Origin of the sequence: Pseudomonas iridis, from assembly GCF_017980685.1 — a bacterium.
In the GTDB taxonomy this organism is placed as follows: Bacteria; Pseudomonadota; Gammaproteobacteria; order Pseudomonadales; family Pseudomonadaceae; genus Aquipseudomonas; species Aquipseudomonas iridis.
Window position 1 is genome coordinate 100594 of record NZ_JACXXO010000010.1, and the last position, 24931, is coordinate 125524.

Consider the following 24931-nt stretch of genomic DNA (forward strand, 5'->3'; position numbering starts at 1 on the left):
ATACCTCGAACACTGTGGGAGCTGGCTTGCCAGTGATGGGGTCAGTCAGGGCAACACAACACTGACTATTCAACCCGCATCTCACCGCTGAACACCAAAGTGTTGCGGCATCTGCGGCACAGATACCGCCGCCCTTGCCGCACCAGGCTATGGCGCTGCGCCGAAAACGGAAAATCACTTTCCGCACATGGGCATTTGTAGATGTAGCGGGTCACGCTGCGGCGTTTGACTGCATAAGTGTGGCAGCGATCCGGCGGCAGTTCGTAAACGCCGCGCATGATCAGTTGCCACTCTTCGCCGTGGGGCTGGATGCGGTCGCCGAACAGCTGATGGGCGATCAGGTGCGCAACTTCGTGAGCCACGGTTTGCTTGAGGAAGTGTTCGGCGTTTTCCCGGTAGAGCTGAGGGTTGAAGCGCAGCAGGTTCTCGTGCAGATGCGCGACCCCGGCTTTTTGTCCGCGCAGCTTGAGACTCACCACGGGGCGTTGGAAATGACGTTTGAAAAAGGATTCAGCGAGTTGGTAACAGTCTTCGACGCGAGTATTGAGTTGCTCGGGCATGCTTGATGGATCTCCAGAGGCGTCAAGTATGCCGTAACCCTCAAGCGTTGCGAATCGCCGAACCGCCGAATGGTCATCCTCCACACGAGAAGGCCGCCTTGCGGCGGCCTGTATTGGCAGATCTTGTTTTTCTCGGAGAGTCATTGCGTCAGTTGGTATAGACGGGGCCTACGCCCAGTCCCCAGACAATCACGGTGAACGCCATGATGGCTACCAGCACCACCAGACCCACCGCCAATACCGAGCTGGAAAACAGAAAACCTTCGTCCGACGGAATATTCATGAACGTCGGTAGCCCCACGTACAACAGGTACACCGTGTAGCAGATGGCCGCCGTACCAACGATCATGCCTAGCCACATATGCGGATACAGCGCCGCCAGCCCGCCGACAAACAGCGGCGTCGCGGTGTAGGTGGCAAACGCCACGCAACGCGCCAGGCTGGGGTTGGCGTCATAAGTGCGGGCCATCCAGTGCACAAAGGCACCCATGACCGCGACCCCGCCGAGCATCGCCAGGTATGACATGACCGTCATCCACGCCGCACTTTCTACGGTGAGCATGACCGGCGCGCGATTACCAATGACCCAGCCAACCTGGGTGGTGCCGATAAACGCCGAGACAGCGGGGATCGCCGCCAGAATCAGCGTGTGCGTCAGGTACATGTGGCTGATGCTTTCCTCTTGGTCGCCACGGATTTCCTTCCATTCCTGATCGGGGTGGGTAAAAAGTCCCACTACGTGATGGATCATGCCATTCACTCCTCTTGTTATTGCCATCGCCCCCCAACGGAGCGCCTACGGGCCAAGGTGGCCGAGCAAAATCAGGTCTTCAGATGTGTGCGACCTTACGTCGCAGTATAGAAAGGTCTTAACCGCACGGGCACTAGGGGCTTAGAGCAAATTGCGCTGTAAACACGGGGCTTAATCGCGGTGGGGTCTTGCCGCGGCCCGACGGCCCTTCGCCCTCACGATTTTTTTGCGTAAAATGCCGGCCTTTCGTCACACCTCACGGATTTCGCGTCATGGGCACTCTCACGGTCAACCAGAACAAGCTGCAAAAGCGCCTGCGCCGTCTGGCGGGCGAAGCTGTCGCCGATTTCAACATGATTGAAGACGGCGACAAGGTCATGGTCTGCCTGTCCGGGGGCAAGGACAGCTACACCATGCTCGACGTGCTGATGCACTTTCAGAAGGTTGCGCCGATCAGGTTCGAGATCGTCGCCGTGAACATGGACCAGAAGCAGCCGGGCTTCCCCGAGCACGTGCTGCCGGCCTACCTCAAAGAGCTGGGCGTCGAGTATCACATCGTCGAAAAAGACACTTATTCGGTGGTCAAAGAGCTGATCCCGGAAGGCAAGACCACCTGCTCGCTGTGCTCGCGTCTGCGTCGTGGCACGCTATACACCTTCGCTGACGAAATCGGCGCGACCAAAATGGCCCTCGGTCACCACCGTGACGACATCGTCGAGACGTTCTTCCTCAACATGTTCTTCAACGGCAGCCTCAAGGCAATGCCGCCCAAGCTGCGCGCCGACGACGGTCGTAATGTTGTGATTCGTCCGCTGGCCTACTGCAGCGAGAAAGACATCCAGGCCTACTCGGACCTCAAGCAATTCCCGATCATCCCGTGCAACCTCTGCGGCTCGCAGGAAAACCTGCAGCGCCAAGTGGTCAAGGACATGCTTCAGGAATGGGATCGCAAGACCCCGGGCCGCACTGAATCGATTTTCCGCAGTCTGCAGAACGTGATCCCGTCGCAACTGGCCGACCGCAACCTGTTCGACTTCACCAGCCTCAAGATTGACGAGACCGCCGCTTCGCGCTTCGTCAACGTCGTTAACCTGTAAATACCTTCAAATGTGGGAGCGAGCCTGCTCGCGAAGAGGGAGTATCAGTCAACAAATCAGTTGAATGACACACCGCTTTCGCGAGCAGGCTCGCTCCCACATTGGTTTCTTCGCTTTATTCAATAGGAGAGGGCATGCGCGATTACAAGTGGCTGCACGAATTCTGTCTGAACCGTTTCGGTTCGGCGGCTGAACTGGAAGCCCATCTGCCCGTCCCCAAGACTGCGGCACAATTACGCAAGATCAGCGACGACCGCTACCTCTCGACCATGGCCCTGCGCGTGTTCCGCGCCGGCCTCAAGCACAGTCTGGTAGACGCCAAGTGGCCGGCCTTCGAAGAAGTGTTTTTCAAATTCGACCCGGAAAAAGTCGTGCTGATGAGCGCCGAACACCTTGAACGGTTGATGCAGGACGCGCGGATTATCCGTCACTTGGGCAAGCTCAAAAGCGTGCCGCGCAACGCGCAGTTCATTCTCGACGAGGAAAAAGAACGCGGCAGCTTTGGTGCGCTGATTGCCGACTGGCCGGTGACCGACATTGTCGGTCTGTGGACGTACCTGAAAAAGCGTGGCCATCAACTGGGTGGGCTGTCGGCGCCACGGTTTTTGCGCATGGTCGGCAAGGACACGTTTGTGCCGAGCTATGACGTGGTGGCGGCGCTGAATGCGCAGAAAATCGTCGACAAAGTGCCGACCAGTCTGCGTGATCTGGCGATTGTGCAGGACGCGTTCAATCAGTGGCATGAACAGAGTGGCGGGCGGGCGATGAGCCAGATTTCGATGATGCTCGCGTACACCGTCAATCATTAAGGCCGCGTCGCCCCATTCGCTGGCAAGCCAGCTCCCACAGATTTTGCGTCGATCACAAATTAGTGTTCCAACACAGATCCTGTGGGGGCTGGCTTGCCAGCGATGGCGTCAGCTCAGGCGACTGAGATTTCACCCTCGCCAGCCAATTTGCGATTCAACTGATACCGCCAGCGCACATACAACAGCGCCGAGCAGAACACTGCCAGGCTTGCCGCCATCTCCAGCACGCCAAACCACTGTCGGTTCGGGTCATACGCGGCCAGTGCGCCTTTGATGAAATACAGATTCACCACAAAGCACATCCATGAATGCCCGCGGGCGCTGCCCATGATCATCGCCGGGGCGAGGATCAGCCACGGGACCAGTTCGACCAGCAGAATCACCCACGGCCGCGCACCATGCAGGTCGGCGAATATCAGGTAATAGACGGCGAGCAATCCGGCCAGGGCGAAAAAGCTCAGCAGACTGATGATCCGCATCGCCTTCACGCGCGGCTCCAGCCACTCGACAGAGGGCAGGACTTTCGGCTTCTTGGCCACCTCAGTCCTCCAGTTTCTGCGCGGTTTTGGCCAGGCGCAGACCGAGGGCGCGACACAGCGCCACTTCGTGCTGATCAAGACCTCTTTTGCCATCCGCGCCGGCGTGGTGGCTGGCACCATAAGGCGTGCCGCCGCCTTGGGTTTCCAGCAGCGCCGACTCGCTGTAGGGCAGGCCGGTGATCAGCATGCCGTGGTGCAGCAGCGGCAGCATCATCGACAACAGGGTGGTTTCCTGACCACCGTGCAGGCTGGCGGTGGAGGTGAACACGCCGGCCGGTTTGCCGACCAGCGCGCCGGTCAGCCAAAGGTTGCTGGTGCCATCGAGGAAGTACTTGAGCGGCGCGGCCATGTTGCCAAAACGCGTCGGGCTGCCCAGTGCCAGACCGGCGCAGTTTTTCAGGTCGTCGAGGGTGGCATAGAGTGCACCTTCGTCCGGGATGTCTGGCGCTACGGCTTCGCACTCGGTGGAGATCGCCGGCACGGTACGCAGGCGCGCTTCGAGGCCGGCCTGTTCTACACCGCGGGCAATCTGCCGCGCCATCTCGTTGGTCGAGCCGTTGCGGCTGTAATAGAGGACCAGAATGTACGGCGCGCTCACGGCAGCAACTCCAGAATATTCTCCGGTGGACGACCGATGACGGCTTTGTCGTCGGCTTCGAGAATCGGCCGTTCCATCAGTTTTGGATGTTCGGCAATCGCGGCGATCAACTGCGCTTCGCTGAGGCTGTCGTCAGCGAGCTGAAGCATTTTGTATTCATCTTCCCCGGTACGCAGCAATTGCCGCGCGCTGATTCCGAGCTTGCCGAGCAGGGCCTTGATTTGCGCGGCATTCAGCGGGGTTTCGAGGTAGCGCACGACGTTTGGCGTCAGGCCGCGGGCTTCAAGAAGCTCCAGCGCACCGCGGGATTTCGAGCAGCGCGGATTGTGATAAAGCGTCAGATCGGTCATGTCGGGTCGCTTCTGGCGTAGAGTGGCGGCTATTCTAACTGTGCAGCGCGCAATCCAGAACCTTCAGAGGCGATGGGTCGCAGGCGTTTTCAAATTTTCACAAGGAACAGGACATGACACGGCGATTGGCAGCGGCATTGACGATAATCGGGGCGTTGATGCTGGGGGGTTGCGGCAACGATTACGGGATTGACCAGAACGGTCAGAAGGTCGCATCCGAGCGCCTCGACAAGCAATGGGTAATCGTCAACTACTGGGCTGAATGGTGTGGCCCGTGCCGAACCGAAATCCCGGAGCTCAACCACTTGGCTGAAGAGCTCAAGAGCAGGAATGTCGGTGTGTTCGGGGTCAACTTCGACAACGTGCAGGGTGAAGAGCTGAAGAGCGCCAGCGAAAAACTGGGCATCAAGTTCACCGTGCTGGCGCAGGATCCGGCGGAGTTGTTCGAGCTGCCACGCAGCGAAGCGCTGCCGGTGACGTACATCATCGACAACAAGGGCAAGGTGCGGGAACAGCTGATGGGCGAGCAGACGGCGGCCGGGGTGATGGCGAAGCTTGAGGCGTTGCAGGCTGCGAAGTAGCTTTCAAAAGCCCCTCACCCCAGCCCTCTCCCGGGGGGGAGAGGGAGCTGACCGAGGTGTCTGGCGTCTTACATCGACCTGAAAGATCTGGTAGATTCTGGATTCAGCGAACCAATATCAGGTCGGCGGACCTCTCCAATATCCCCCAATCAGTCCCCTCTCCCTTTGGGAGAGGGCTAGGGTGAGGGGCTTGGCGATTCAAGCGATCAACCCTCTTCCAGCCACCAGCGCAACGGTTTGCCCTGCGCCGGCCAGAAGCGCATCTGCTCGATTGGCGAAATGTCCCAGCGCTCGACATGTTCCAGTGCTTCCAGGAACCGTTGTTCCTGTTCCATCAGTGCCGGTGCACACAGTTTGCGGGTCTTGCCGATCTTGCCGAAGGTCAGCTTGTCGCCATCCAGGGTGTACGGCGCGAACCAATGGTTGCAGCCGCCGTTACCGTAGGCGCGACCATCATCGCCAAGGGTCACGGTCAGATGGCTGTAATCCATCAATGGCCGCTCGCCGATCCATTCCAGAATGTAGCTGCGGTTCTGTTGCAGTTGCACAGGCTCGGCGGCGCAGCCCGCGAGGCCAATACCTACCAGAGCGGCCAGGGCAAAGCGTTTCATCACGCAGGCTCCTGGCATTTCGGGCACAGGTGCTTGTCGCCAACAGCCTTCCAGCCCAACTCGGCGATGCGTGCGGTGGCGGCCGGTTTTTCTGCCGTTTTGCCCAGCTTGGCGTCTACTGCAAACTCGAAATTCAGCTCTTTGGCGCAGCTGTCGCAATTGACCTGCCACGTGTGGATCGCCAGTTCGCCGAACACCGGGCCTGTGGTCATCGCGGTCCATTGGCCCGGCGGGTTGATCAGGTGGCGGACGGTTTCAACGGTCAGGCGCATGGACAAATCCTTGCTGCCTTTGAGGGTGACCAACAGCGCGTCACCGATGCGGATCGAGCCACCGTTGCCGGTGACCTGATAGCGGCCCGGTACGAGGGCGCGGCATTCGGTGAGGGTGTGTTGCGGGTTCATCAGGTTGTAGCGGAAATCGTGTTCGACCATGGGTCCTCCAAATATGCGCGACATGCTAGCACGGGCTACGTTGCAGAATGATGCGCGCGTGCGACCTTCGATCAGGTTCAAATCGACCTGCGAGCATGGCAAACTGCCGCCCTCGACTCTGAAGGAACGGAACATGGCGCTGATCGAATGTTATGAATGCAAGCGGAGCATCAGTTCCGAGGTCAAAGCGTGCATTCATTGCGGGGCTCCGATGGCGGAGCACCGGGCCCACGCGCAAGCGCAGACCGCAGGCGCACCGGCTCAGGCTTCGACGATTTCTTTCGGCAGTCTGCCGCGTAACAGCGCGGTTCCTGAGGCCGCGGTGTTGCCGCAAGCTTCGCAGGGTTTACCGAAAGTCATGCCGGCTGCGGCGGGGCGTCGGCGTCGACAACAGGCCGCACAAGCCGCGCAGATCAATGAGGATGGCAGCCGCCCGGTGGAAGGCTGGCTGAAGATCATGGTGTTCCTGATTCCGTGGATTTTCGTCTGGTTCCTGCTGCGCAGCGGCCATTCGGCGAAACAGCGGTTGTTCGGCTTCGGCTGGCTGGCGTTGCTGATTCTGGCGTCGTCGCTGAAATAAGCGGTCAAGCGATCAACCTTCGACCTGATTCTGCGGCGATCCCGCCGCCCAGGTCGCGATATTGTGCAGGGTGGTCGCGGCAATCGCGCCCAGCGCCTCTTGCGTCAGGAACGCCTGGTGCGCGGTGATGATCACGTTAGGAAAGGTCAGCAGACGCGCCAGCACATCGTCCTGCAACGGCAAGTCGGAACGATCCTCGAAAAACAGCTGCGCTTCCTCTTCATACACATCCAGCCCCAGATAGCCGAGTTGACCGTCCTTGAGGGCGTCAATCAGCGCCGGTGTGTCGACCAGCCCGCCGCGACCGGTGTTGATCAGCATGGCGCCTGCTTGCATGTGCGCCAATGAATCGCGATTGATCAGGTGTTTGCTCTGCTCGTTCAGCGGGCAGTGCAGGCTGATGATGCGCGACTGCGCGAGCAAGTCCGGCAGGCTCAGATAACGTGCGCCGAGTGCCAGAACATCGGGATTTGGATACGGATCGTACGCCAGCAATTCACAGCCGAAACCGTGCATGATTTTCGCGAAGGTGGCGCCGATCTGCCCGGTGCCGACGATGCCGACAGTCTTGCCGACCAGATCGAAACCGGTCAGGCCATGCAGACTGAAATCACCTTCGCGGGTGCGGTTGTAGGCGCGGTGCAGGCGACGGTTGAGGGCGAGGATCAGCGCCACGGCATGCTCGGCCACGGCATGCGGCGAGTAGGCCGGAACCCGCACGACGGCCAGCCCCAGACGTTTGGCCGCGAGCAGATCGACATGGTTGTAACCGGCCGAACGCAAGGCAATCAGCCGGGTACCGCCCGCCGCCAGACGTTCCAGCACTGCGGCGCTGAGGTCGTCATTGATAAAGGCGCAGACCACCTCATGCTGGTCGGCCAATGCCGCCGTATCGAGACTGAGCCGGGCCGGTTGAAAATGCAGTTCAATTTCTGCCGGGCAATCGGCATCGAGGAAACTCTCGCGGTCGTAGGTCTGGCTGCTGAAAATGATCGTGCGCATGAAATCCTCCTGGAGCATCACCGGGGCTGCATCACCCGAGTCCACTTTAGCCGTGACGGCGTTGACCGGCATTGCGCTGGATCAGGCGCTGATCTTCGCCTGCGCGGCCAGTCGGTTGATCGCAAGTTCCAGCTCATCCAGCGCCATCGCTGCTTTCGGGTCTTCCTGTTTGAGCAGGGTTTCACTGCGCTGGCAGGCTGCGCGCAATTGCGGTACGCCGCAGTAACGCGTGGCGCCATGCAGGCGATGCACGCGTTCAATCAGTGCATTCTGGTCGTGGTTGTCGCGCGCGCTGCGGATGGCTTCGCGGTCGGCCTCCAGTGAAGCCAGCAGCATCGCCAGCATGTCCGCCGCCAGATCTTCTTTACCGGCAGCCAGACGCAAACCTTCCTCGTGATCAAGCACTGGCAGTTCGTGATTGCCCGCAGCACCTTCGCTGCCTCGCTCCGGTGCCTGATTGCGCAGTGCCAGACCGGTCCATTTCAGCACCACTTGCGCCAGTTGCCGCTCGCTGATCGGTTTTGTCAGGTAGTCATCCATGCCGCTTTGCAGCAACGCACGTTTTTCGTTGGCCATGGCATGGGCGGTGAGGGCGACGATCGGCAGCGGTGTGCAATGCCGCTCGCTTTCCCACTGGCGGATGGTTTCGGTGCTCTGGCGACCGTCCATGCCCGGCATCTGCACGTCCATCAGCACCAGATCGAACGATTCGGTCTGTACCGCTTTGACCGCGGCATAACCGCTTTCCACGGCCAATACCTTGGCGCCCATGTCTTCGAGCAAGGTCTGCACCAGCAACAGGTTGGCCGGGTTGTCGTCGACACAGAGCACTTTCGGCGCGCGACTCGACAGCGGTTCGCCGGGTTCGTTGCGCGGTTGACGCGGGTTGGCCAGGTCCGACAGGGCGCGGCGCAGTTTGCGCGTGCAGGCCGGTTTGGCCTGCAGCTGGCTGTGCGGGTTGGGCACCGACAGATGGAACAACGTCTGCTCGGTGGTCGGGCACAGCACCAGCACTTTGCAGCCCAGGTGTTCGAGGTCCCAGATATGCTGGTTCAGACGTTCGGGCAGCATGTCGTTACTGGTGATGCCGATCACCGCCAGATCAATCGCCTGATCGGTCTGGTGTGCGCCGGTAACGCCATTGGTCAGGCTTTCCAGGGTATTGAAAGGGGTGACGATAAGCCCGCAGTCCTCCAGTTGATGCTGCAAGGCCTGACGCGCCAGTTCATGGTTTTCCAGCACGGCGACCCGGCGGCCGAGCAGCGGCGCCGAGGGCAGGTCTTCGGCATCGTCGCGGGCCTTGGGCAGGCTCAGGCTGATCCAGAATTCCGAACCTTCGCCCGGCGTGCTGTCGACGCCGATCTCGCCGCCCATCTGTTCGATCAGGCGCTTGGAGATCACCAGGCCCAGTCCGGTGCCGCCGGGCTGGCGCGACAGCGAATTGTCTGCCTGGCTGAAGGCCTGGAACAACGCGCGCACGTCCTGATTCGACAGGCCGATGCCGGTGTCCTGAATGCTGATGCGCAGCTGCACGCTGTCATCGTGCTCTTCTTCCAGCATTGCACGGGCAACGATGGTGCCCTCGCGGGTGAACTTGATGGCGTTGCTGACCAGGTTGGTGAGGATCTGCTTCAGGCGCAGCGGATCACCGACCAGCGACAGCGGGGTGTCGCGGTACACCAGACTGACCAGTTCCAGCTGCTTGGCGTGAGCGGCGGGGGCGAGGATCGTCAGGGTGTCTTGCAACAAGTCGCGCAGGTTGAACGGAATGTGGTCGAGCACCAGTTTGCCGGCCTCGATTTTCGAGAAGTCGAGAATCTCGTTGATGATCCCGAGCAGGCTGTCGGCGGACTTTTCGATGGTGCCTAAATAGTCGAGCTGGCGCGGGGTCAGTTCGCCTTTTTGCAACAGGTGGGTGAAGCCGAGAATGCCGTTGAGCGGCGTGCGGATCTCGTGGCTCATGTTGGCGAGGAATTCGGATTTGATCCGGCTCGCCTCCAGAGCCTCTTTACGCGCCAGATCGAGTTCGATGTTCTGAATCTCGATGGTTTCGAGGTTCTGGCGCACGTCCTCAGTGGCTTGATCGACGCTGTGCTGCAATTCTTCCTGGGCGTTTTGCAGGGTGCCGGCCATGCGGTTGATGCCCGACGCCAGTTCGTCCAGTTCCTGACTGCCGAGGGGTGGCAGACGGGTTTCCAGGTGACCGTCCTTGAGTTGCGCGACGGCCTGTTTGATCTGGCTCAGCGGCCGATTGATGGTGCGGCCCATGCGCAACGCGAGCAGCGCCGCACCGGCGAGGCCTGCGGCGATCAACAACAGGCTGGCAAACAGGCTGCGATACCCGCGCAGCAACATGCCGTTGTGCGACAGCTCGAGTTCAACCCAGCCGAGCAGGCGCTCGGATTCTTCCGGGATCAGTTCGCCGGCGAGGTTGCGGTGCTTGCCGAAGACCGGCATCAGGTAACGGGTCGCGTCATTGCCGCTGCGTCGTTGCAAGTGCGCGCTGTCGCCGCTCGGCGCTTGATTGAGCATGGTCGGGCCGGCGTGGGCCAGTGGCGAGCGATCCGGCGCGAGAAAGGTCACCGCGCGCACGTCCGGTTGTTCGAGGGACTCAGTGGCAATGCGTTCGAGCAGTTCGCCATTGCCGTGGCCCATCGCCGGCGCCACCAGGGGGGCCAGTTGCTCGGCGATCATTTCGCCACGCTGGAGCAATTGGGTCTGCAGGTCGGACTGCTGCGTCCAGGTGAAATAACCACCCAGTACCAGCGCCATCAGGCTGGTCGGCAACAAGGTCAGCAACAACACACGACCTTTGATTCCCAGTTTCTTGAGCACGCCTATCTCCTGCATCCCGCTGATCTGTTGACTCATGCGTGCATCCGGCACGCGACATGGGCGCAGTGTAGCGATTTGCTCGCGGGCAATCTCCGGAAAAATACGGGCGTTGTCGTTCGGCCTGGCAAGGCGCGTTTGTCCGACAGTGCAACCTTGGGTTGCCCGGTGTCCGCCAATCTTGAATAATCGCGCCTAACTGAGAATTACTTGCAGATACTCATGACTCCTGTTTCCGTTGGCCAGCCACGCATTCTTTCCATCGAGGACGATCCGGTCCTGGGTGCCTATGTTCATGAACATCTGGGTCGCAGCGGGTTTCAGGTGACCTGGTGCCAGAACGGCCAGGAAGGCCTGAACATCGCCCAACGCCAGCCGTTCGACGTGGTGTTGATGGACATCCTTTTGCCGGGGCTGGACGGTCTGAACGTGCTCACTCAACTGCGCCAGAGCCATTCGACGCCAGTGCTGCTGATGTCGGCGCTGGGTGCCGAAGCCGATCGCATCAGTGGCTTTCGCCTGGGCGCCGACGATTACCTGCCCAAGCCGTTCAGCATGGCCGAACTGCATGTTCGCATCGAAGCGATCCTGCGCCGGGTCGCCCTTGATCGGCGTCCTCCAGGGCGCTCGGCGCAGGTGGCGACCGGCACGCTGCGCTTCGACGATGAACAGTGCGACGTGTATTGGCGCGAGCAACCCGCCGGCCTGACCCGAAGCGAATTCCGTCTGCTGGAAACCCTCAATCGCAATGACGAGGAGGTCCTGAGCAAGGCCTTCCTTTATCAGCACGTTCTGCAACGCGGCTACGCCGCGCACGATCGCAGCCTCGACATGCACATCAGCCAGATCCGCCGCAAACTCAAAGCCATCGGCTACACCGAGCGCGAAGTGCGCACCGTGTGGGGCAAGGGCTACGTGCTCAGTGGTGCCGATGAAAGTGTCTGAGCTACCGGGGCGTCATTCGCTGTTCTGGAAACTGGCCTGTTTGCTGGTCGCGTTCTGTCTGCTGATGATCTGGCTGAGCTGGTCGTGGGGCCGTTATATGGAGGAGCGTAATCAGTACCTCTCCGACGAGGCTCGCGGCACCTTGGCGCGTTATTCCGGTGAGGCCGAGCGGGCGTGGCAGCAAGGTCGGCGTGATGGCGTCGATAGTTGGCTGCAGAGCATGGAATTGCGCGAGGCTGGCTGGGTCGGCGTGATTGACAGCAATTTGCAGTCGCTGGGCAATGATCCGCTGAACGAGCAGGAAATCCAGCGCCTGACTTTTCTGCGCGGGCTCGATTGGCCGATTCATAAAAAGGGCCGGCCCGGGCTGCGTGTACCGTTTCCCAAGGATCCTTCCGCCGGCAGTCTGGTGATCGAGTTGCCCGAGCGTTTCCTGCCGGGCAAATATCGACTGTTTTGGCGGGTGATCACCAACGGGGTGATTCCGGGGTTGTTCACCTTGCTGCTGTGCGTGGGGCTGTATCGCCTGCTGGTGGTGCCGCTGAACAATCTGCGCGAACAAGCCAATGCCTGGCGTGCCGATCAATTGAATGTGCGGTTGTCCAGCGGCATCACTCAGCGTCCGGACGAGCTCGGTGAACTGGCCCGGGCGTTCGACTCGATGTCCGAACGGCTGCAGTCCACCGTCGCCCTGCAACAGCAACTGCTGCGAGACCTGTCTCATGAACTGCGCACGCCGCTGAGCCGATTGCGGGTAGCGAGTGAAAGCGAGCAGGGCCTGGTGCAATTGCGCGAACGTATCGGCCGTGAGGTCGACGGCATGCAACGACTGGTCGAAGACACGCTGCAACTGGCGTGGCTCGACACCGAACGCTCACCATTGCCCGACGAAGCGATCCAGATTCAGGCGCTGTGGGAAATGCTCACCGACAACGCCTGTTATGAAAGCGGCTGGCCGAGCCTGCAGTTGCAGTGCTCGGTGCAGGCTTCTTGCTGGGTGCGCGGTAATCTCAACACCTTGGCCCAGGCGCTGGAGAACATTCTGCGCAACGCCATTCGTCATTCGCCTGAAGGCGGGATTGTGCGTCTTGATGGACGCCGGAATGGCGATAACTGGCATCTGTGGCTGGACGATCAGGGCGGCGGGGTGGCTGACGAGGATCTTGAGCGGATCTTTTCGCCGTTCACTCGCCTCGACGGCTCGCGGCCCGGTGATGGTGGGTTTGGGCTGGGATTGAGCATTGCCAGGAATGCGGTGCAGCGGCAGGGCGGGAGGTTGTGGGCGGAGAATAGCGGAACTGGGTTGCGGCTCAATCTGCGTCTTATCGCTGATGACAGCGCCGTCAGTTCCGACGCCATCGCTGGCAAGCCAGCTCCCACAGTGAATTTCTGTCAGACACAAATCGTATGAACGCCTAAGACCCTGTGGGAGCTGGCTTGCCAGCGATGAGGCCAGCCGCATCGCCTTAACTCAAAAGTCGCACCGCTGGCGCGACTTTTAATCCCTTATTCCCATAAACCATAAGCACTGCACTTTGCGTGATATGGCCTTCGCGGGTTTGCCGGTATGATAGGCGCCCCCGCACGTCTGGATTGCGAATACGCCATGACCCTGCAGTACCCAACCATCGCCGATTGCGTCGGCAACACTCCGCTGGTGCGTTTGCAGCGCCTGCCCGGTGTCACCAGCAACACCTTATTGCTCAAGCTCGAAGGGAATAACCCGGCGGGTTCGGTCAAGGACCGTCCGGCGCTGTCGATGATCACCCGTGCCGAGTTGCGCGGGCAGATTCACGCCGGCGATACGCTGATTGAAGCGACCTCGGGCAACACCGGAATTGCGTTGGCGATGGCCGCCGCGATCAAGGGTTACAAGATGATCCTGATCATGCCGGACAACTCGAGCGCCGAGCGCAAAGCGGCGATGACCGCTTATGGCGCCGAGCTGATTCTGGTCAGTCAGGAAGAGGGCATGGAAGGCGCTCGCGATCTCGCCCAACGCATGGAGGCCGAAGGTCGTGGCAAGGTGCTGGATCAGTTCGCCAATGGCGACAATCCTGAAGCGCATTACACCAGCACCGGCCCGGAGATCTGGCGTCAGACCGAGGGCACCATCACTCACTTCGTCAGCTCGATGGGTACCACCGGCACCATCATGGGCGTCTCGCGCTACTTGAAAGAGCAGAGCGACAAGGTGCAGATCGTTGGTCTGCAACCAATGGAAGGCTCGGCCATTCCGGGTATTCGCCGCTGGCCGCAGGAATACCTGCCGAAGATCTATCAGGCCGATCGCGTTGATCGCATTGTCGACATGGCGCAAAGCGAAGCCGAGGACGTCACCCGTCGTCTGGCCCGCGAAGAAGGCATCTTCTGCGGCGTGTCCTCGGGCGGTGCGGTAGCAGCGATGCTGCGTCTGTCCCGGGAAGTTGAAAACGCGGTGATCGTCGCGATCATCTGTGACCGTGGCGACCGTTATTTGTCGACCGGCATTTTCGACGCGCCCAACTGATGGCCAAGCAAGAGAGAGGCCTGCGCTTCCAGCCCACTGGCGGCAGCAAGACCCCGCAAATCCCGACTGGCAAGAAGCAGCGCTTGAACATCGAGCGCCTGGCGAATGACGGGCGCGGTATCGCGTTTTTCGAAGGCCGTACCTGGTTCGTGCTCGGCGCGCTTGCCGGTGAAGAGGTCGAAGCGCGCGTGCTCGGCGCCCACGGCAAAGTGGTCGAGGCGCGCACCGAACGCGTGTTCAAGGCCAGCGAACTGCGCCGCCCGACGCCGTGTCAGCATGCCGGTCGCTGTGGTGGTTGCAGCGTTCAGCACTTGCCCCACAGCGAACAGCTCGCCCTGAAACAGCGCATGCTCGCCGAGCAATTAACGAAGGTTGCCGGTGTCGAACCGCAAGAGTGGGCAGCACCGTTGACCGGCCCCGAGTTCGGCTATCGCCGTCGCGCCCGCGTCGCCGTACGCTGGGACATGAAGGCGAAGAAACTCGAAGTGGGTTTTCGCGCCGCCGGCAGTCAGGACATTGTCGGCATTAATGAATGCCCGGTGCTGGTACAGCCCTTGCAGCCGATCATGACCCGTTTGCCGGAGATGCTCCGTCGTTTGAGCAAGCCGCAAGCGTTGGGCCATGTCGAATTGTTTGCTGGTTCGTCGCTGGCAGTGTTGCTGCGGCACATGGCGCCGTTGTCCGAAGCAGATCTGACGATCCTCAAGGACTTCTGCCAGTTTCATGAAGCGCAGTTGTGGTTGCACGGCGAAGACGGGCCGCAACCGGTCGATGCCACGCAGTCGCTCAGTTATCGCCTGGAGCAGTGGGATCTGGATCTGGCTTACCGGCCCGGGGATTTCATTCAGGTCAACGCGGGCGTCAACGAAGCGATGGTTGCGCAGGCACTGGACTGGCTGAAGCCGACCAGCGAAGAGCGCGTGCTGGACCTGTTCTGCGGGCTCGGCAACTTTGCTTTGCCACTGGCCAGAACGGTGCGCGAAGTGGTGGCGGTGGAGGGTGTGCAGACCATGGTCGAACGTGCCGCTGCGAACGCCGCCAGTAACAATTTGCATAACACAAAGTTTTTTCAAGCCGATTTATCCCAGCCTTTGAGCCATGCTCAGTGGATCGGCGATGGCTTTTCTGCGGTACTCTTGGACCCACCGCGTGACGGTGCTTTCGAGGTGGTGCGCAAGCTGGCGACCCTGGGTGCGAAGCGGTTGGTGTATGTGTCGTGCAACCCTGCAACGCTGGCGCGCGACACGGTCGAATTGATCAAGCAGGGCTACCGGTTAAAACGTGCCGGGATTCTCGATATGTTTCCTCAGACGGCACATGTCGAGGCCATGGCGTTATTTGAAGCGAGCCAGGATGGCTCGTCTGATCCGTCTGGTCCGTCCGTACAGCGCTCGCTTTAGCCCCACGAGTGCAAACGGGCAACGAAGGTCAGCGATTTGACGCATTGAATCTGCGTCGTAGGGAAGGTAAAGCAAGATGGTACAGGTGAGAGCACACCAGCCGATCAACACTGACGGCAGTATCAATCTCGAGGCTTGGCTCGATCACGCGGTCAGTGTCGATCTGGCACTGGATCGCGAAGCCTTGAAAGAAGCCTGCGAGTTTGCTCGCGAGGCCGAACAACAGTCCAATGCTGCAAAAAACCTCTGGGCCGAGGGCTCCGGGAGTTTCAGAACCGGCCTTGAGATCGCCGAGATTCTCGCCGACCTCAAGCTTGATCAGGATTCGCTGGTCGCCGCGGTCCTGTACCGCGGTGTGCGCGAAGGCCAGATCGAATTCGCGGCGGTCAGCCAGCGCTTTGGTCCGGTGGTGGCCAAGCTGATCGACGGCGTGCAGCGCATGGCCGCGATCAGTGCCAGCCTCAGCCCGCGCCAGTCCATGGTCATGGGCACGCAAGGGCAGGTGGAAAACCTGCGCAAGATGCTCGTCGCCATGGTCGACGACGTACGTGTTGCCCTGATCAAACTGGCCGAACGCACCTGCGCCATTCGTGCGGTGAAAACCGCCGACGACGAGAAGCGTAACCGTGTCGCCCGGGAAGTCTTCGACATCTATGCGCCGCTCGCGCACCGGCTCGGCATCGGTCATATCAAATGGGAACTGGAGGACTTGTCCTTCCGTTATCTGGAGCCTGATCAATACAAGCAGATCGCCAAGTTGCTCCATGAGCGACGGCTTGATCGCGAGCGTTTCATCGCCGACGTGATGACCCAGCTCAAGGATGAATTGCAGGCCACCGGCGTCGACGCCGATATCAGCGGTCGGGCCAAACACATCTATTCGATCTGGCGCAAAATGCAGCGCAAGGGTCTCGAGTTCAGCCAGATCTACGACGTGCGTGCGGTGCGCGTGCTGGTCCCGGAAATGCGCGATTGCTATACCGCGCTGGGTATCGTCCACACACTGTGGCGGCACATCCCGAAAGAATTCGACGACTACATCGCCAACCCGAAGGAGAACGGCTACCGCTCTTTGCACACGGCCGTGATCGGCCCGGAAGGCAAAGTGCTGGAAGTGCAGATTCGTACGCACTCGATGCACGAAGAAGCCGAGCTCGGGGTTTGCGCGCACTGGCGTTACAAGGGCACTGACGTCAAATCCGGCTCCAATCACTACGAAGAGAAAATTTCCTGGCTGCGTCAGGTGCTCGAGTGGCATGAAGAGCTGGGTGATATCGGTGGTCTTGCCGAACAGCTGCGCGTTGATATCGAGCCGGATCGGGTCTACATCTTCACGCCCGACGGTCACGCCATCGACTTGCCGAAAGGCGCAACACCGCTGGACTTCGCCTACCGCGTACACACCGAAATCGGTCACAACTGCCGTGGCGCCAAGATCAACGGGCGCATCGTGCCGCTCAACTACAGCCTGCAGACCGGCGAGCAAGTCGAGATCATCACCAGCAAACACGGCACTCCCAGCCGAGACTGGCTGAACTCGAACCTCGGTTACGTCACCACTTCGCGGGCGCGGGCGAAGATTGTTCACTGGTTCAAGTTGCAGGCCCGTGACCAGAACGTCGCCGCCGGTAAAACCCTGATCGAACGCGAGCTCACACGCCTCGGCTTGCCGGCGGTGGATTTCGACAAGTTGGCCGAGAAGGCCAACATGAAAACCGCTGAAGACATGTTCGCCGCCCTCGGTGCCGGTGACCTGCGCCTGGCGCAACTGGTCAACCTGGCGCAGCAACTGGTCGAGCCGGAGCGCGGTAACGAACAGCTGGAACTGATCCCGCGCAAAGCGACTGGCTACAAGCCGGGCAAGCGCGGCGACATTCAGATTCAGGGCGTTGGTAACCTGATGACGCAAATGGCCGGCTGCTGCCAGCCCTTGCCGGGCGATGCGATCGTCGGTTACATCACCCAGGGCCGTGGCGTGAGTATTCACCGCCAGGACTGCGCCTCGGTGCTGCAACTGGGCGGACGCGAGCCAGAGCGGATCATTCAGGTCAGTTGGGGGCCGGTACCGGTGCTCACTTATCCGGTGGACATCGTCATCCGCGCCTACGACCGTTCGGGTCTGCTGCGTGACGTTTCGCAGGTGCTGCTCAACGAGCGGATCAACGTGTTGGCGGTCAACACCCGCTCGAACAAGGAAGACAACACTGCGCTGATGTCCCTGACCATCGAGATCCCGGGTCTGGATGCACTGGGGCGGTTACTGGGACGGATTTCGCAGTTGCCGAACATCATCGAGACACGGCGTAATCGCACCCCGTGACGCAATTGATTGTTCCCTGTGGGAGCGAGCCTGCTCGCGAAGAGGGCGTGTCAGTCAACATCTTTGTTGCAGACACACCGCTTTCGCGAGCAGGCTCGCTCCCACACGGGTTTTGTGGTGAGACAGAAAACATGATGTACAGCCTTGAAGACCTGCTCCATCTCATGAGCCGTCTGCGCGATCCGCAGTACGGTTGCCCGTGGGACATCAAGCAAACCTACGCAACCATCGTCCCGCACACTCTAGAAGAAGCCTACGAAGTGGCCGACGCCATCGAGCGCGGCGATTTCGATCATTTGCAGGGCGAGCTTGGCGACCTGTTGTTTCAGGTTGTCTATTACAGCCAGTTGGCGCGCGAAGAAGGGCGCTTTGAGTTTGCCGGTGTGATCGACAGCATCACCCGCAAGCTGATCCGCCGTCATCCCCACGTTTTCCCCACCGGCGACCTGTACGCGCCGCTGGACGTGCCGCGTTTGAGTGAAGAGCAGGTCAAGCAGCGCTGGGAGGAAATCAAGGCCCAAGAGCGTGCCGAGAAATCCGCCGCGCCGCAGCAACTGTCACTGCTTGATGACGTACCGGCCACGTTGCCTGCATTGTCGCGCTCAGCCAAGCTGCAGAAGCGTGCGGGGCAGGTGGGGTTCGACTGGCCGGACGCTTTGCCGGTGTTCGACAAAGTGCGTGAAGAGCTCGATGAAGTGCTCGAGGCGATGTCCGAAAACGATCCCGCAGCGGTGGCTGATGAGATCGGTGATCTGCTGTTTTCCGTGGTCAATCTGGCCCGGCATCTGAAGGTTGACCCGGAAACTGCACTGCGTGGCGCCAACGGCAAGTTTGAAAGACGTTTCCGTTTTATCGAACAGGCATTGCGCGACACCCACCGTCCCATAGAAGATTGCACCCTCGAAGAGTTGGACGCCCTGTGGGGTGAAGCCAAACGTCAGGAAAAGAATTTGCCCAGCTGTGGCTGAGCAACTGCCCAAGTGAGTAAGCACCATGAGTATTTCCCTTCGCGATCAGTTGCTCAAAGCAGGCCTGGTCAACCAAAAGCAGGCCAAGCAGGTCAGCAAGGACAAGCAGAAGCAGCAGCGTCTGGCCCACAAAGGTCAGATCGAGCTGGACGACTCCCAGCAGCGCGCCGCCCAGGAAGCCATGGCCGAGAAGGTCAAGCGCGACCAGGAGCTGAACCGTCAGCAGAAAGAGAAGGCCGAAGCCAAGGAGCGCGCCGCGCAGGTCAAGCAATTGATCGAAGTCTCGCGTCTGCCGAAGCTGACCACCGAGGACTACTACAACTTCGTTGACGACAAGAAGGTCAAGCGCCTCTCGGTCAACACGCTGATGCGCAACAAGCTCAGCAGCGGTTCGCTGGCGATCGTGCATCATGCCGGCGGCTATGAAGTGATCCCGCGTGAAGCTGCCCTGAAGATCCAGGAGCGCGACCCACAGCGCATCGTGCAACTCAACGTGCAGACCGAAGAGGTCAACGCCGAGGACGATCCGTACGCGGCCTATCAGATCCCCGACGATCTGATGTGGTAAATCGCCAAGCCGTAACAACGACAAACCCCGCTGATCGCGGGGTTTGTCGTTTTCAATGCTGTGGTTGATTCAGGCGGATCGTAAATCCCGTTGCTGCTCTTGCACTTCCAGTTCGGCCTTGTAGTTGTGGGCGTCAATCTCGTTGTGGAACATCCCGACCAGCAAGTCTTGTTGATGCACATCCCAGATCCGGATACCGGCGGCTACGCCTTCATGGGACATGTGTGAATCGTCGCGTTCAGTTACTTTTACAGTCATCTGCTAGCTCCAAATCTCAAGTTATCTGCAGCAAGGCGTGTGCAGGACTCTTTTATAGAATTTGTTAGGCAGCTAAGTAAACGGCTTATTCGCGTAAGGTGTTGTTGCGTTTTTTGCAACAGTGCTGCAGGCCGCTGAATCCGCGACATTCGGTCGCAGGGCGGTAAGTTTCATGACAGAAGTTTCATTTTCAGGGCATGCATTGAACCCTGTGGGAGCTGGCTTGCCAGCGATGACGTCGGCACAGTAAGGATCTTCGTTACCTGACACTCCGCTATCGCTGGCAAGCCAGCTCCCACAGGGATCATCGGTGTCCCGGTTATTTTGTTCAAACGAAAAAAAACGCCCCGAACCAGTCGGGGCGTTTTTCATGTGTGGCTCAAGCCTTGGGAATTACTTGCCTTCCCAGCGCTTCATCACCAGCGTGGCGTTGGTGCCGCCGAAGCCGAAGCTGTTGCTCATCACGGTGTTGATGGTAGCGTTTTCGCGAGTCTTGGTCAGAATCGGCATGTCGGCCACTTCCGGGTCCAGTTCGTCGATGTTGGCGGAACCGGCAATGAAGTTGCCTTCCATCATCAGCATGCAATAGATCGCTTCGTGAACGCCGGCAGCGCCCAGGGAGTGACCGGACAGGCTCTTGGTCGAGCTGATCGCTGGAGCCTTGTCGCCGAACACTTCACGCACACCTTTCATTTCCGCGACGTCGCCGACCGGAGTCGAAGTGCCGTGGGTGTTCAGGTAGTCGATCGGGGTATCAACGGTGGACATCGCCATCTGCATGCAGCGGATCGCGCCTTCGCCACTTGGGGCAACCATGTCGTAGCCATCGGACGTCGCGCCGTAGCCAACGATTTCCGCGTAGATCTTCGCGCCACGAGCCAGAGCGTGTTCCAGCTCTTCAACCACGACCATACCGCCACCACCTGCGATGACGAAACCGTCACGGTCGGCGTCGTAGGCACGGGAGGCCTGTTCCGGGGTGTCGTTACGCTTGCTGGACAGGGCGCCCATCGCGTCGAACAGGAACGACTGGCTCCAATGCTCTTCTTCACCGCCACCGGCGAAGACGATGTCCTGCTTGCCCATCTGGATCTGTTCCATGGCGGTACCGATGCAGTGAGCACTGGTAGCGCAGGCAGAAGCGATGGAGTAGTTCAGGCCCTTGATCTTGAATGGCGTGGCCAGGCAAGCGGAAACGGTGCTGCTCATGGTCCGCGTTACACGGTATGGGCCGACGCGCTTCACGCCTTTCTCGCGCAGGATGTCCAGCGCTTCCATCTGGTTCAGCGTGGAAGCACCGCCGGAGCCGGCGATCAGGCCGGTACGCGGGTTGGACACTTGCTCTTCGGTCAGGCCGGAGTCAGTGATCGCGTCTTTCATCGCCAGGTAGGCGTAAGCCGCGGCGTGGCCGACGAAGCGAAAGATCTTGCGATCGATCAGCTCTTCGAGGGGAAGGTCAATGGAGCCGGAAACCTGGCTACGCAGACCCATTTCGGCATATTCCGGGTTGAACCGGATGCCAGGGCGACTTGCACGCAGGTTAGCGGAGACGGTCTCTTTGTCATTGCCCAGGCAAGAAACGATACCCAGACCAGTGATAACGACGCGGCGCATGCGGATAACCCTTAGAAGTTTTCAGTGGAGGTAAACACGCCGACCCGAAGGCCTTCGGCGGTGTAGATTTCGCGACCGTCCACAGAGACCGAACCGTCAGCGATAGCCAGGTTCAGCTTGCCCTTGAGGACGCGCTTGATTTGAATGTTATAGGTGACTTTCTTGGCGGTCGGCAGAACCTGGCCGAAGAATTTCACTTCGCCCGAACCCAGCGCACGGCCGCGGCCCGGCAGACCTTGCCAGCCCAGGAAGAAGCCAACCAGTTGCCACATGGCGTCAAGGCCCAGGCAGCCCGGCATCACCGGATCGCCCTCGAAGTGGCAAGCGAAGAACCACAGGTCAGGGGTGATATCCAGCTCGGCGACCAATTCACCTTTGCCGTACTTGCCGCCTTCTTCGCTGATATGGGTGATGCGATCCACCATCAGCATGTTCGGGGCGGGCAGTTGCGCGTTACCTGGGCCGAACAGCTCACCGCGACTGCAGCGCAGCAGGTCTTCCCGAGTAAAGGCGTTTTGTTTGGTCATGCGAGCTCCTCAATAATCCCATGCGGCAGGTGGGGCAAATCTTCCCGACCGTTCGAAGCATTCATGCCTCGAACCGGCAGCCTACTCATAGACTATTGCGTTGTGGTGAAAGTCACAGCACCAAGGACATGAATGTACACTTGTGCACTGAAATTTTTAATCAAGCCTCTTTTGAGGCTCGTTCGGGTGCCTAAGACTGCCGCACTTTCGCTTTTCATGCCAGTCGCAGATGGTCGAAAAGCCGACACTAAGACACCCACCGCTGCAGAATCTGCTGCAGATCATTACGTTTGAACGGCTTGGCCAGATAATCGTTCATCCCCGCCGACAGACAGGTTTCCCGGTCGCCCTGCAAGGCATTGGCGGTCAGCGCGATGATCGGCACGTTGCCGCGTCCGGGCAGGTCGCGGATCTGTCGGGTGGCTTCATAGCCGTCGATGATCGGCAGGCGACAATCCATCAGAATCACTTCGAACTCACTGCCCTGGGCACTGCGCACTGCCTGAGCGCCATCGGTGGCGACACTGACAGTAAAGCCCAGACTGCGCAGCATCGCTTCAATAACCGTCTGATTGACCGGGTTGTCTTCAACCAGCAACACCGTGCGCCCAGCGCCCTGGCCGTCACCGTTCAAGGCACGCGGTGCGACCTGTTTTGGCAATGCCTGCTTACAAAGAGCCAAAGGGATTTCCAGGGTGAACACCGACCCAAGACCTTCCTCACTCTGCGCCCTTAATGTGCCGCCCATGCGTTCGGCCAGTGTGCGCGCGATCGGCAGGCCCAGGCCGGTGCCACCGTAGCGTCGCGAAATCGAGCTGTCGGCCTGCTGGAACGCGTTGAACATCAGCTCCAGGCTCTCGGAGGAAATGCCGATGCCACTGTCGCGCACCGAGCAGGTGAACCACAGCAATTCGTGATCCAGCGACTGCCACTGCGCCTCGATACTAACCCGGCCCTGTTCAGTGAACTTCAAGGCATTGCCGACCAGGTTGACCAGAATCTGCCGGATCCGCGTCGGATCGCCCTGCACCTGCAAGCCGCGCATGTCTTCGGGAATCCGCAGGTTGAGCGCCAGACCACGTTGCACTGCGCTGTGCTGGAACGACTGGGCGCACGCGCCGATCAGTTCGGCGAGGTTGAACGGAATGTGTTCCAGCTCAAGCTCCGAACGCTCGATGCGCGAGAAGTCGAGGATGTCGTTGATGACCTTGAGCAAGTGTTCAGTGGACTCCGAAGCGAGCGCGGCGTACTCGATCTGCTCCTCGGTCATGTCGGTGGTTTCCAGCAATTGCAGCATGCCGAGCACGCCATTCATGGGCGTGCGCAGTTCATGGCTCATCATCGCCAGGAAGTCGGATTTGGCGTTGTTGGCCTTTTCCGCTTCCTCGCGTGTCTGGATCAACTGTGCCATCGCCTGATGCTGTTCACGACTGGCCTGCTCCAGCGCCTGAGCGAGATTGTTGATGTGCTGCGACAGCGCGCCCAGTTCGGTGTCATCGACGATCGGCAGCGGGGTTTTAAAGTCGCCATCCTGGATCGCCTTGACCGCGTTGCCGATATCGCGAATCGGCTGCGACAGGCTGCCGGCCAGACGCCGCGCCAGGACAAACGTAAAGAGCAGGGCGAACAGCGCCATAATCCCGGCCTTGAGCAGAATCTCCTGCTGGCGCTGACTGAAGGCATCGTTGGACAGACCGACGATCACCCGCCCCAGATAATCCTCGCTGGCCGCGCCGCTGCTGACTTTGGCGTCCTGGAAAAAATCATTGTTCAGGGCAATCCGTTGCAGTCGAACCGGCGCCTGGAACACTTCGACCTGATGCGGACGACTGTGGGAATCCGCCGGTTGTTCGACATACACCAGAATCCGGTTGGCGCTGTCCTGTACTTCAAGGAAGCGCACGTTGGGCGTTGCCAGTGTCGCCTTGAGCAGACTTTCCAACACGTCGTTGTTGCCGGAAATCACCCCGTATTCGGTGGCGGGCGCCAGTTGGTTGGCGATCAGTTGACCGGTGTGGTTCAGCTCCTGGCGCAAATCCTGAATGCGCACGAACGTGAAGAAACTGATCAACAACAACGTCAGCAACAGCGCCGGGCCGAGGCTGATCAATTGGGTACGGGTGTTGATGTCCCAACGACGAAAATTCATGGGCGGCTTTCTCCTTCAGCCAACGCGCTGGCGACAGACGCTTCATTCAGCGGTTCGATACCCAAGGAACGAGCGACCTGGGCATTACTTGAGACCTTAAAGCGTTCGGGATAGAGCGATCGCGGCCACTGTATCGGCGGCTGGTCGAGCAACCGGTCGAGAACGCTCAGCCAATCGCTCTGGTCGCTGTAAGTGCTGGCCAGGCTGCCGGCGCGCACGAACGCGGCGTTTGGCCCGACCAGCGCCATTTGCCGGGAATAGCTGCTGAGCAGCAGATTTTTCGCGGTCTTCGGGTTGTACAAATCCGGGTCATCCAGGCCCAGCAGCACGTCACTGTTTTTCAGCACGGCTTGCAGGGGGCGGCTGTCGTGAGTGTTGTCCCAGCGCTGGCTGACCACTTGCAGATTCATCGGCTCGGCTGCCAGAAGCAGTTCTTTGAGGAGGAACTCGCTGTGTTCATCGAACAACACGCCAATCCGGCTCGCCTGAGGCAGGATGCGTCGGATCAATTGCAGCTGGCGGCTCAGTGGCGGATCACTCCAGAGCAAACTCAGGTGCGCTGGTTGCGCCGCGCCGAGGCGTTGTCGGGCTTGCAGACGGCTGATGCGCAGCACCAGCGTCGCCGGGCCTTGAGGTTCTTGCAGGCGCCAGTCGAGGCTTGGCAGGTCGAGCAGAATCAGGCGCAGGCTGGCCGGCAATTTGCCTGGCGCGGGCAGACTGGCCAAGGGCTGGAAACGCACGTTGTCGGTGGGACGCAATTCGCTCAGCGCCTGCACGAAAGCCTGCACGCCGGGGCTTTCTTCGGCGCCGGTCAACAGAATGTCGGCGGCCTGCACCGCCATGCCGTGCAGCCACGCGGTCATAAACAGGCCAAGGCCGGCCAGCCAATGGCCGAGGGTCGGCGTCTTCCTTGGCAGACCGTGGCGCAT

26 protein-coding genes are annotated in these 24931 nt (G+C 60.1%); 11 read left to right on the forward strand and 15 right to left on the reverse strand.

Going from position 1 to position 24931, the window contains the following annotated elements; translation table 11 throughout:
* Positions 1-65: 65 nt before the first annotated feature.
* Complete coding sequence (locus IEQ42_RS17490) at positions 66-560, reverse strand: SprT family zinc-dependent metalloprotease (RefSeq protein ID WP_115146199.1); 495 nt, start codon at positions 558-560, stop codon at positions 66-68.
* Between the two features lie 148 nt (positions 561-708).
* The gene (locus IEQ42_RS17495) at positions 709-1311 is read right to left on the reverse strand and encodes a Yip1 family protein (protein WP_042560502.1); all 603 of its coding nucleotides are present in this window, start codon (positions 1309-1311) and stop codon (positions 709-711) included.
* Positions 1312-1583: 272 nt separating this feature from the next.
* On the opposite strand from IEQ42_RS17495, the gene ttcA reads away from it, so the two are divergent.
* Both ttcA and IEQ42_RS17505 read left to right on the forward strand, forming a co-directional pair.
* A complete protein-coding gene (gene ttcA / locus IEQ42_RS17500) occupies positions 1584-2408 on the forward strand; it encodes a tRNA 2-thiocytidine(32) synthetase TtcA (RefSeq protein WP_150592982.1) in 825 nt (274 codons plus the stop codon).
* A 134-nt stretch (positions 2409-2542) separates the two neighbouring features.
* Positions 2543-3217: a DNA-3-methyladenine glycosylase I gene (locus IEQ42_RS17505; RefSeq protein WP_210704304.1), complete on the forward strand. Its 675-nt coding sequence runs from the start codon at positions 2543-2545 to the stop codon at positions 3215-3217.
* Between the two features lie 113 nt (positions 3218-3330).
* Here IEQ42_RS17505 and IEQ42_RS17510 read toward each other — a convergent pair whose 3' ends face one another.
* Genes IEQ42_RS17510 through arsC form a run of 3 tightly spaced genes read right to left on the reverse strand, consistent with a single transcriptional unit; the run spans position 3331 to position 4704 of the window.
* The gene (locus tag IEQ42_RS17510) at positions 3331-3756 is read right to left on the reverse strand and encodes a DUF2069 domain-containing protein (RefSeq protein ID WP_042560499.1); all 426 of its coding nucleotides are present in this window, start codon (positions 3754-3756) and stop codon (positions 3331-3333) included.
* A 1-nt stretch (position 3757) separates the two neighbouring features.
* Positions 3758-4354: an NAD(P)H:quinone oxidoreductase gene (gene wrbA, locus IEQ42_RS17515; protein ID WP_210704306.1), complete on the reverse strand. Its 597-nt coding sequence runs from the start codon at positions 4352-4354 to the stop codon at positions 3758-3760.
* Positions 4351-4704: an arsenate reductase (glutaredoxin) gene (gene arsC / locus IEQ42_RS17520; RefSeq protein WP_042560497.1), complete on the reverse strand. Its 354-nt coding sequence runs from the start codon at positions 4702-4704 to the stop codon at positions 4351-4353. The genes wrbA and arsC overlap by 4 nt, the downstream gene beginning before the upstream one ends.
* 113 nt (positions 4705-4817) lie before the next feature.
* On the opposite strand from arsC, the gene IEQ42_RS17525 reads away from it, so the two are divergent.
* Positions 4818-5285, forward strand: a complete 468-nt coding sequence (locus tag IEQ42_RS17525; RefSeq protein ID WP_210704307.1) for a TlpA disulfide reductase family protein — start codon at positions 4818-4820, stop codon at positions 5283-5285.
* A gap of 206 nt (positions 5286-5491) precedes the next feature.
* On the opposite strand, the gene IEQ42_RS17530 is transcribed toward IEQ42_RS17525, so the two are convergent.
* Positions 5492-5896, reverse strand: coding sequence for an META domain-containing protein (locus IEQ42_RS17530; RefSeq protein WP_047302660.1), 405 nt, complete (start codon positions 5894-5896; stop codon positions 5492-5494).
* Positions 5896-6330 (reverse strand): hypothetical protein, encoded by a 435-nt coding sequence (locus IEQ42_RS17535; RefSeq protein ID WP_210554061.1) that lies wholly within the window; start codon positions 6328-6330, stop codon positions 5896-5898. The genes IEQ42_RS17530 and IEQ42_RS17535 overlap by 1 nt, the downstream gene beginning before the upstream one ends.
* Before the next feature lie 133 nt (positions 6331-6463).
* Between IEQ42_RS17535 and IEQ42_RS17540 the strand changes: the two genes are divergently transcribed.
* Positions 6464-6910, forward strand: coding sequence for a hypothetical protein (locus tag IEQ42_RS17540; protein WP_210704309.1), 447 nt, complete (start codon positions 6464-6466; stop codon positions 6908-6910).
* Between the two features lie 12 nt (positions 6911-6922).
* On the opposite strand, the gene IEQ42_RS17545 is transcribed toward IEQ42_RS17540, so the two are convergent.
* Both IEQ42_RS17545 and IEQ42_RS17550 read right to left on the reverse strand, forming a co-directional pair.
* Positions 6923-7912 (reverse strand): 2-hydroxyacid dehydrogenase, encoded by a 990-nt coding sequence (locus tag IEQ42_RS17545; protein ID WP_210704311.1) that lies wholly within the window; start codon positions 7910-7912, stop codon positions 6923-6925.
* An 81-nt stretch (positions 7913-7993) separates the two neighbouring features.
* Positions 7994-10747, reverse strand: coding sequence for a response regulator (locus IEQ42_RS17550; RefSeq protein WP_210704449.1), 2754 nt, complete (start codon positions 10745-10747; stop codon positions 7994-7996).
* Positions 10748-10966: 219 nt separating this feature from the next.
* Here IEQ42_RS17550 and IEQ42_RS17555 point away from each other — a divergent pair, with 219 nt between their 5' ends.
* The 7 genes from IEQ42_RS17555 to IEQ42_RS17585 all read left to right on the forward strand — a co-directional run bounded on the left by IEQ42_RS17555 (position 10967) and on the right by IEQ42_RS17585 (position 19454).
* The gene (locus IEQ42_RS17555; protein ID WP_200616890.1) at positions 10967-11689 is read left to right on the forward strand and encodes a response regulator transcription factor; all 723 of its coding nucleotides are present in this window, start codon (positions 10967-10969) and stop codon (positions 11687-11689) included.
* Positions 11676-13100 (forward strand): sensor histidine kinase, encoded by a 1425-nt coding sequence (locus IEQ42_RS17560; RefSeq protein ID WP_210704313.1) that lies wholly within the window; start codon positions 11676-11678, stop codon positions 13098-13100. The genes IEQ42_RS17555 and IEQ42_RS17560 overlap by 14 nt, the downstream gene beginning before the upstream one ends.
* A gap of 195 nt (positions 13101-13295) precedes the next feature.
* Positions 13296-14198: a cysteine synthase CysM gene (cysM, locus tag IEQ42_RS17565; protein WP_200616896.1), complete on the forward strand. Its 903-nt coding sequence runs from the start codon at positions 13296-13298 to the stop codon at positions 14196-14198.
* Positions 14198-15598, forward strand: a complete 1401-nt coding sequence (gene rlmD, locus IEQ42_RS17570; protein WP_210704321.1) for a 23S rRNA (uracil(1939)-C(5))-methyltransferase RlmD — start codon at positions 14198-14200, stop codon at positions 15596-15598. Before cysM ends, rlmD begins: the two co-directional genes overlap by 1 nt.
* Positions 15599-15674: 76 nt before the next feature.
* Complete coding sequence (relA, locus tag IEQ42_RS17575) at positions 15675-17918, forward strand: GTP diphosphokinase (RefSeq protein ID WP_042560488.1); 2244 nt, start codon at positions 15675-15677, stop codon at positions 17916-17918.
* Between the two features lie 134 nt (positions 17919-18052).
* A complete protein-coding gene (gene mazG, locus IEQ42_RS17580; RefSeq protein ID WP_210704450.1) occupies positions 18053-18886 on the forward strand; it encodes a nucleoside triphosphate pyrophosphohydrolase in 834 nt (277 codons plus the stop codon).
* A gap of 25 nt (positions 18887-18911) precedes the next feature.
* A complete protein-coding gene (locus IEQ42_RS17585; protein WP_210704328.1) occupies positions 18912-19454 on the forward strand; it encodes a DUF2058 domain-containing protein in 543 nt (180 codons plus the stop codon).
* Positions 19455-19523: 69 nt separating this feature from the next.
* Here the strand turns inward: IEQ42_RS17585 and IEQ42_RS17590 are convergent, their stop codons facing one another.
* The 6 genes from IEQ42_RS17590 to IEQ42_RS17615 all read right to left on the reverse strand — a co-directional run bounded on the left by IEQ42_RS17590 (position 19524) and on the right by IEQ42_RS17615 (position 24931).
* The gene (locus tag IEQ42_RS17590; protein ID WP_008079144.1) at positions 19524-19712 is read right to left on the reverse strand and encodes a hypothetical protein; all 189 of its coding nucleotides are present in this window, start codon (positions 19710-19712) and stop codon (positions 19524-19526) included.
* A gap of 72 nt (positions 19713-19784) precedes the next feature.
* Complete coding sequence (locus tag IEQ42_RS17595) at positions 19785-20084, reverse strand: hypothetical protein (protein ID WP_210704329.1); 300 nt, start codon at positions 20082-20084, stop codon at positions 19785-19787.
* A gap of 21 nt (positions 20085-20105) precedes the next feature.
* Entirely contained in the window at positions 20106-21326 is a 1221-nt protein-coding gene (gene fabB, locus IEQ42_RS17600; protein ID WP_042560485.1) for a beta-ketoacyl-ACP synthase I, read from the reverse strand.
* Positions 21327-21337: 11 nt separating this feature from the next.
* Positions 21338-21853, reverse strand: coding sequence for a 3-hydroxyacyl-[acyl-carrier-protein] dehydratase FabA (gene fabA, locus IEQ42_RS17605; RefSeq protein WP_042560484.1), 516 nt, complete (start codon positions 21851-21853; stop codon positions 21338-21340).
* Positions 21854-22100: 247 nt separating this feature from the next.
* Positions 22101-24002: a response regulator gene (locus IEQ42_RS17610; protein ID WP_210704330.1), complete on the reverse strand. Its 1902-nt coding sequence runs from the start codon at positions 24000-24002 to the stop codon at positions 22101-22103.
* A complete protein-coding gene (locus tag IEQ42_RS17615; RefSeq protein ID WP_210704331.1) occupies positions 23999-24931 on the reverse strand; it encodes an ABC transporter substrate-binding protein in 933 nt (310 codons plus the stop codon). The genes IEQ42_RS17610 and IEQ42_RS17615 overlap by 4 nt, the downstream gene beginning before the upstream one ends.

Excerpts from the sequence above, each read along its gene's own strand:
- IEQ42_RS17490 (WP_115146199.1), bottom strand. The coding sequence starts at position 560 with ATGCCCGAGCAACTCAATACTCGCGTCGAAGACTGTTACCAACTCGCT.
- IEQ42_RS17495 (WP_042560502.1), bottom strand. The coding sequence starts at position 1,311 with ATGATCCATCACGTAGTGGGACTTTTTACCCACCCCGATCAGGAATGG.
- ttcA (WP_150592982.1), top strand. The coding sequence starts at position 1,584 with ATGGGCACTCTCACGGTCAACCAGAACAAGCTGCAAAAGCGCCTGCGC.
- IEQ42_RS17505 (WP_210704304.1), top strand. The coding sequence starts at position 2,543 with ATGCGCGATTACAAGTGGCTGCACGAATTCTGTCTGAACCGTTTCGGT.
- arsC (WP_042560497.1), bottom strand. The coding sequence starts at position 4,704 with ATGACCGATCTGACGCTTTATCACAATCCGCGCTGCTCGAAATCCCGC.
- IEQ42_RS17525 (WP_210704307.1), top strand. The coding sequence starts at position 4,818 with ATGACACGGCGATTGGCAGCGGCATTGACGATAATCGGGGCGTTGATG.
- IEQ42_RS17530 (WP_047302660.1), bottom strand. The coding sequence starts at position 5,896 with ATGAAACGCTTTGCCCTGGCCGCTCTGGTAGGTATTGGCCTCGCGGGC.
- IEQ42_RS17535 (WP_210554061.1), bottom strand. The coding sequence starts at position 6,330 with ATGGTCGAACACGATTTCCGCTACAACCTGATGAACCCGCAACACACC.
- IEQ42_RS17540 (WP_210704309.1), top strand. The coding sequence starts at position 6,464 with ATGGCGCTGATCGAATGTTATGAATGCAAGCGGAGCATCAGTTCCGAG.
- IEQ42_RS17545 (WP_210704311.1), bottom strand. The coding sequence starts at position 7,912 with ATGCGCACGATCATTTTCAGCAGCCAGACCTACGACCGCGAGAGTTTC.
- IEQ42_RS17555 (WP_200616890.1), top strand. The coding sequence starts at position 10,967 with ATGACTCCTGTTTCCGTTGGCCAGCCACGCATTCTTTCCATCGAGGAC.
- IEQ42_RS17560 (WP_210704313.1), top strand. The coding sequence starts at position 11,676 with ATGAAAGTGTCTGAGCTACCGGGGCGTCATTCGCTGTTCTGGAAACTG.
- cysM (WP_200616896.1), top strand. The coding sequence starts at position 13,296 with ATGACCCTGCAGTACCCAACCATCGCCGATTGCGTCGGCAACACTCCG.
- rlmD (WP_210704321.1), top strand. The coding sequence starts at position 14,198 with ATGGCCAAGCAAGAGAGAGGCCTGCGCTTCCAGCCCACTGGCGGCAGC.
- relA (WP_042560488.1), top strand. The coding sequence starts at position 15,675 with ATGGTACAGGTGAGAGCACACCAGCCGATCAACACTGACGGCAGTATC.
- mazG (WP_210704450.1), top strand. The coding sequence starts at position 18,053 with ATGTACAGCCTTGAAGACCTGCTCCATCTCATGAGCCGTCTGCGCGAT.
- IEQ42_RS17585 (WP_210704328.1), top strand. The coding sequence starts at position 18,912 with ATGAGTATTTCCCTTCGCGATCAGTTGCTCAAAGCAGGCCTGGTCAAC.
- IEQ42_RS17590 (WP_008079144.1), bottom strand. The coding sequence starts at position 19,712 with ATGACTGTAAAAGTAACTGAACGCGACGATTCACACATGTCCCATGAA.
- IEQ42_RS17595 (WP_210704329.1), bottom strand. The coding sequence starts at position 20,084 with ATGAAAAACGCCCCGACTGGTTCGGGGCGTTTTTTTTCGTTTGAACAA.
- fabB (WP_042560485.1), bottom strand. The coding sequence starts at position 21,326 with ATGCGCCGCGTCGTTATCACTGGTCTGGGTATCGTTTCTTGCCTGGGC.
- fabA (WP_042560484.1), bottom strand. The coding sequence starts at position 21,853 with ATGACCAAACAAAACGCCTTTACTCGGGAAGACCTGCTGCGCTGCAGT.
- IEQ42_RS17610 (WP_210704330.1), bottom strand. The coding sequence starts at position 24,002 with ATGAATTTTCGTCGTTGGGACATCAACACCCGTACCCAATTGATCAGC.
- IEQ42_RS17615 (WP_210704331.1), bottom strand. The coding sequence starts at position 24,931 with ATGCGCCACGGTCTGCCAAGGAAGACGCCGACCCTCGGCCATTGGCTG.